This window comes from Clostridioides sp. ZZV15-6598 (assembly GCF_020657705.1).
Classification (GTDB): Bacteria; Bacillota; Clostridia; order Peptostreptococcales; family Peptostreptococcaceae; genus Clostridioides; species Clostridioides difficile_F.
Map to the genome: position 1 here is coordinate 1 of NZ_JAGWCS010000188.1, position 5,642 is coordinate 5,642.

The following is a 5,642-nucleotide window of genomic DNA, read 5'->3' on the forward strand; positions in this document are numbered from 1 at the left end:
GTGCTATAATTGTATAGTAAAATGAATAAATGAGTATGTTGTATACATGCATATTAGGAGGAGAGACTGACATGGAATCATCTATACATACAATTGCCAGCAATAATTTATTGATAATTTTTGCTATTGTTAGTATAACTGGAATAATTTGCAGTAAACTTAGCGAAATAGTAAAAATTCCAGATGTTGTATTATTTTTACTTGTAGGTATTTTAATAGGACCATCATTTTTGAAATTTATAGATATTCGTGGATTCCAAATAGAGAATCAACTAATACTTACATTTGGTTCTGCATTTATATTATATTTAGGTGGGAAAGAAATAAGTTTAAAGGTTTTGAGAAATGTAAAGATATCTGTATTTTTACTAGCTACTGTAGGAGTTGTGATATCTGCTTTGATAATGCAACAAGTAATAGGATTTACTTTTGGAGTAAGTGCAATGACTGCTTTATTAGCAGGAACTATAATAGCATCAACAGACCCAGCTACTCTTGTGCCTATATTTAATCAGGTAAAGATAAAGGATAGAGTAAAACAAACTGTAATAAGTGAATCAGCCTTTAATGATGCAACAGGAGCTATATTAACATCAGCAGTGTTAGCTGTAATTTTATCAAATAAGTTTTCTTTAAGTGAAAATATTTATGAACTAGGTACAATGGTTGTTGTCGGAGTTGTCGTTGGTTTAATTACAGGAATACTGCTTTTGAAATTAGTTAATGATAAACCATATGGTATATTTAAAGATTTTGCACCAATAATATCTGTTATTTCAGTTGTGGTTGCATATGAATTATCTACAAAATTAGGTGGAAGTGGATATATGTCTTGCTTTATTGTAGGTATAATAACTGGTAACAAGAAGAACTTTAAAATATGGTTAAGCCAAAAATCTTATGATGCAGATTTCTACGTTGCTGAGACTTTAGGAACTATTTGTCGTATGGCAATATTCATAATATTAGGTAGCCAAGTTAATTTGGCTCAATTAGGTAAATATTTTGTACCATCTGTAATTGCAGTTTTAGTATTAATGTTTATAGCAAGACCAATTTGTGTCTTAGTATGTGCACTTGCAGATAGAGAAGCAAAATGGAGTAAAAATGAAATATTGTTTATGATGTGGGTAAGAGAAACGGGTGTAATACCAGCTGCACTTTGTGGTATTATTTCAGCAATGAAAGTTCCTGGATATGAAGTAATTTCATCAGTAGTATTTATGTCTATATTAATTACATTAGTAATACAAGGAAGTACTACAAAATTGGTAGCTAAAAAACTTGGATTATTAGAAGAAGAAGTGATAAATATAAGTGAAAAGGTATCAACTTTTTAGTTTTTCACTTTAAAGAATACATAATAATGGCTATTTTAAGGTTATCTAGTGATAATTATTGAAATAGCCATTTTTTATATAAAAATAAATTTACATAATTTACATATTGCATATATTTATTATCAAAATTTGTTGAAGCTGTGATATAATTAGTTGTATTTAAAATAAGAATAGCGAATAAGGGAGGAAATTTATGTTTACGGTTATAGATATTGTACAACCAGATACAGTAGAAGAAGCGTACTCAATTTTAAATAAAAGAAAAACTAATCAAGTAATTGGTGGAAGTGCTTTTTTAAGAATGGGGAAAAAAAGAATAGGAACAGGTATAGAGTTATCCAACCTAAACCTAGATTATATAAAAGAAGATAAAGAGTATGTTGAAATTGGTTCTATGACTACTTTTAGAACATTGGAAACAAGCTCAATAATAAAAGATAATTTTGGGAAAATAATAGAAGATTCAGTTAAAGATATAATAGGAATTCAGTTTAGAAATGTAGTAACAGTTGGAGCAACGGTATTTTCTAAATATGGGTTTTCTGATTTGATAGTGGCACTGGTTTCATTAGACACAGAAGTAGAGTTATATAAGGGTGGAAGAATTAGCCTTGAAGAATTTTTAGATAGAGATTATGAGAAAGACTTATTGATTAAGGTGTATATAAAGAAGGAAAATAAAAATGCTTCTTATAAGTCCTTGAGAAATGCAAAGAGTGACTATCCTATTTTGAATGTGTCTGTTTCAAAATATGGTAAGAAGTTTAAGTTATGTGTAGGAGCAAGACCTCAAAAAGCTACAATTGCAAAAAAAGCTAGTGAGTTTTTATCTAATAATGAAATTAATGAAGCTAATATAGATAGAGCAATAGAAATAGCTTCTGAGGAATTAACATTTGGTTCTAATATGAGAGCATCTAAAGACTATAGAAAAGCTATGAGTAAAGTACTTTTAAAAAGAGCTATAATGGAGGTTATTTAATGTTAGTAAAGCTTAATATAAATGGGAAAATGAAAAATGTTGATATAGAGCCAGAAGAATATTTGGTTGATACTTTAAGAAAAGTTGGCAATTTAAGTGTAAAAAGGGGTTGTGATACAGGGTGTTGTGGTCTCTGTACAGTTTTAATAGATAAGAAACCTACATTATCTTGTGCGACATTAACTTTGAGAGTTTTAAATAAAGAGATAACTACAATTGAAGGTTTAGAAAATGAAGTTAAAGAATTTAGTGAAGTTTTGGTAAAAGAAGGAGCTGAACAATGTGGTTTCTGCTCTCCTGGTTTTATACTTACTGTACTTGCAATGAAAGATGAACTTAAGAACCCTACAGATGAAGAAATAAAACATTATTTAACAGGAAATTTATGTAGATGTACAGGATATATGGGACAGTTAAGAGCTATCAAAACTTATCTGGAGGTAAAATAGAATATGAATATAGTTGGAAAAGGAATTGAAAAAATAGATGGAATGAGTATAACAACAGGAAAACCTGTATATACTGATGATTTAGCAGCAAAAGATGCTTTAATAGTAAAGATACTTAGAAGCCCTCATGCTTATGCAAAGATAAAAGATATAGATACATCAAAGGCAGAAATGGTTGATGGTGTTGAATGTATTTTAACATATAAAGATGTACCAAAATCTAGATTTACACTTGCTGGTCAAACATATCCAGAACCATCACCTTATGATAGGTTAATTCTTGAAGATGTTGTGAGATATGTTGGTGATGAGGTAGCTATAGTTGCAGCTATAGATGAAAAAAGTGCAGTTAAAGCAATGAATCTTATAAAGGTAAATTATGAAGTACTAACACCTGTTTTGAATTTTGAAGAGGCAATAGGAAATAAAACTATAGTACATGATGAAGATAGACATTGTAATTTTGAAATAGGCATGCAGAGAGAAAAGAATATAGTATCACATCATGACTATACAAAAGGTGATATAGAAAAAGTATTAAGTAATTGTGACATAGTGATTGAAGAAACATATTATACTCAAGCTCAAGCCCATGCAATGATGGAGACGTATAGATCATATAACTATTTAGATCATGCTGGAAGACTAGTTGTAGTAAGTTCAACTCAAATACCATTTCATGTTAAAAGACATTTATCTCGTGCATTAGAACTACCAGCTAGTAAAATTAGAGTTATAAAACCTAGAATCGGTGGTGGTTTTGGTGGTAAACAAACTGCTTGTGTTGAGATTTTTTCAGCTATTGTAACTTTAAAAACAGGTAAACCAGCTAAAATAATATATGATAGAAAAGAAACTTTTAATTGCTCAACTAGTAGACATGCAATGAAACTAAAAGTTCGACTAGGTGCCACTAATGATGGAACAATAAAAGCTATAGATATAAATGCACTTTCAGATACAGGAGCATATGGAGAACATGCTTCTACAACTATTGGTCTAGTTGGTGAGAAGACTTTGCCAATGTATAATAAGGTTGAGGCAACAAGATTTGTTGCAGATGTAGTCTATACTAATAAAATGCCAGCAGGCGCACTTAGAGGATATGGAGCTTCTCAAGGTTGTTTTGCTGTTGAATCAACTATAAATATGCTAGCTGATAAATTAAAAATGGACCCAACAGATTTAAGATTAAAAAATGTAGTAACACAAGGTGAAACTACCTTTGCATATGGAAAAACTTTAAATAGTGTAGACTTAGTAAAATGTATAAATAAAGGGAAAGAACTTATCGGATGGGATGAAAAATATCCTTGTAAGCATCTTGAAAATGGAAAAGTTAGAAGTGTAGGTATGGCAATTACTATGCAGGGTTCTGGTATACAAGGTCTTGACAAATCTTCAGCAGAAATAAAATTAAATGACTGTGGAGATTATACACTTATGATAGGTTCTACTGATATGGGTACAGGAAGTGACACAATTTTAGCGCAAATGGCTGCTGAAATTCTTGAGACAAGTATTGAAAATATAACAGTTATATCAGCAGATACAGACTTGGTCCCATATGACCCAGGTTCATATGCTTCAAGTACTACATATGTAACTGGGATGGCAGTAGTTAAAGCAGCTCAAGATTTGAGAGATAAAATAATATCTGCTGGAGCAACTAAACTAGGTGTAGATAAAGAAGAAATAGAATTTGATGGTATAAAATTAACTAGTAAAGAATGTAGCACTTCATTGTTTGACATAGCAGTTGACTCTACAATTGGACCAAATACTAATCAATTAATAGGGCTTGCATCTCATGGTAGTCCAGTATCACCACCACCTTTTATAGCTGGTTTTGCAGAAACTGAAATTGACAAAGAAACTGGAAAAGTTGACTTATTAAATTATGTAGCCATAGCAGACTGTGGAACGGTTATAAATAAAAACTTAGCAAAGATACAGGTTGAAGGTGGAATTGTTCAAGGTATTGGAATGGCAATGTTTGAAGAAGTTAGATATACAGAAAAAGGTAACATGGATACAAACACATTTATGCAATATAAGATTCCAGCTAGATGTGATATTGGAAATGTGGAAGTTGATTTTGTTGAAAATTATGAGCCAACAGGACCTTTTGGAGCTAAATCTGTTGGAGAAGTTGTTATAAATACACCTTTACCAGCAATACAAGAAGCTGTTTTTAATGGTGTTGGAGTTAGAATAAATACACTTCCTATTACACCTGAAAAAGTTTTTATGGAAATGAATAAGTAAGTATTTTATACAGATTCTAGACTAGTTTTACATGTTAAACAACCAGTTATGTCATACCTGTTGAAAGATATTTAATAAGTAGTTATTATAATATTATGAAAATTTTACTTGTAAGATATAAAATTAACTAAGGGGATGATGTTTTGGCTGGAAATCTAAATAATATGAGAGCAGTAAATAATTTTAGAGGAGATAATAACATTTTAGAATGTTTAGTCAGCTTTGAGGGTCGTTCAATAAGTCAGAGAAAAGCAAGGGTATTTTTTAAGGAAATGAAGAATCAAATAGAAATCGACTTCGCAGAAGAAGAAATTTCTAAACTTGTTGAAAATGTTGTTTTAAATACATCATATCAAGAAATGTTATATGATGAAATAGAGAAACAACTGGAGATTGATTGTGTAGGAACTTGGATGATATTATCTAAATTAAAAGATGCTAGAGTTCATTGATTTTAAAATAAATTATTAGAGCCTAATTTTAAGGCTCTTTTTTAATATTTTTAATTAAGATATAAATTTATTTTAATTTATATCCATGATAATTATAACATATATTTAAAATCTAACTATTTAATTTTATATGTATTCTATTGTATAATAT

At 30.0% G+C, this 5,642-nt stretch carries 5 protein-coding genes; all 5 read left to right on the forward strand.

From position 1 onward, the window contains the following. Positions 1-71: 71 nt before the first annotated feature. A complete protein-coding gene (locus KGF50_RS20000; RefSeq protein WP_227849684.1) occupies positions 72-1,340 on the forward strand; it encodes a cation:proton antiporter in 1,269 nt (422 codons plus the stop codon). A 193-nt stretch (positions 1,341-1,533) separates the two neighbouring features. Beyond that, positions 1,534-2,322 (forward strand): FAD binding domain-containing protein, encoded by a 789-nt coding sequence (locus KGF50_RS20005; RefSeq protein ID WP_227849685.1) that lies wholly within the window; start codon positions 1,534-1,536, stop codon positions 2,320-2,322. Then, positions 2,322-2,771, forward strand: coding sequence for a 2Fe-2S iron-sulfur cluster-binding protein (locus KGF50_RS20010; protein WP_227849686.1), 450 nt, complete (start codon positions 2,322-2,324; stop codon positions 2,769-2,771). Before KGF50_RS20005 ends, KGF50_RS20010 begins: the two co-directional genes overlap by 1 nt. Before the next feature lie 3 nt (positions 2,772-2,774). After that, positions 2,775-5,039 carry a molybdopterin cofactor-binding domain-containing protein gene (locus KGF50_RS20015; protein WP_227849687.1) on the forward strand — a complete coding sequence of 755 codons (2,265 nt, stop codon included), beginning with the start codon at positions 2,775-2,777 and terminating at the stop codon, positions 5,037-5,039. 143 nt (positions 5,040-5,182) lie between these two features. Next, entirely contained in the window at positions 5,183-5,491 is a 309-nt protein-coding gene (locus tag KGF50_RS20020; RefSeq protein ID WP_227849688.1) for a hypothetical protein, read from the forward strand. Positions 5,492-5,642: the final 151 nt, after the last annotated feature.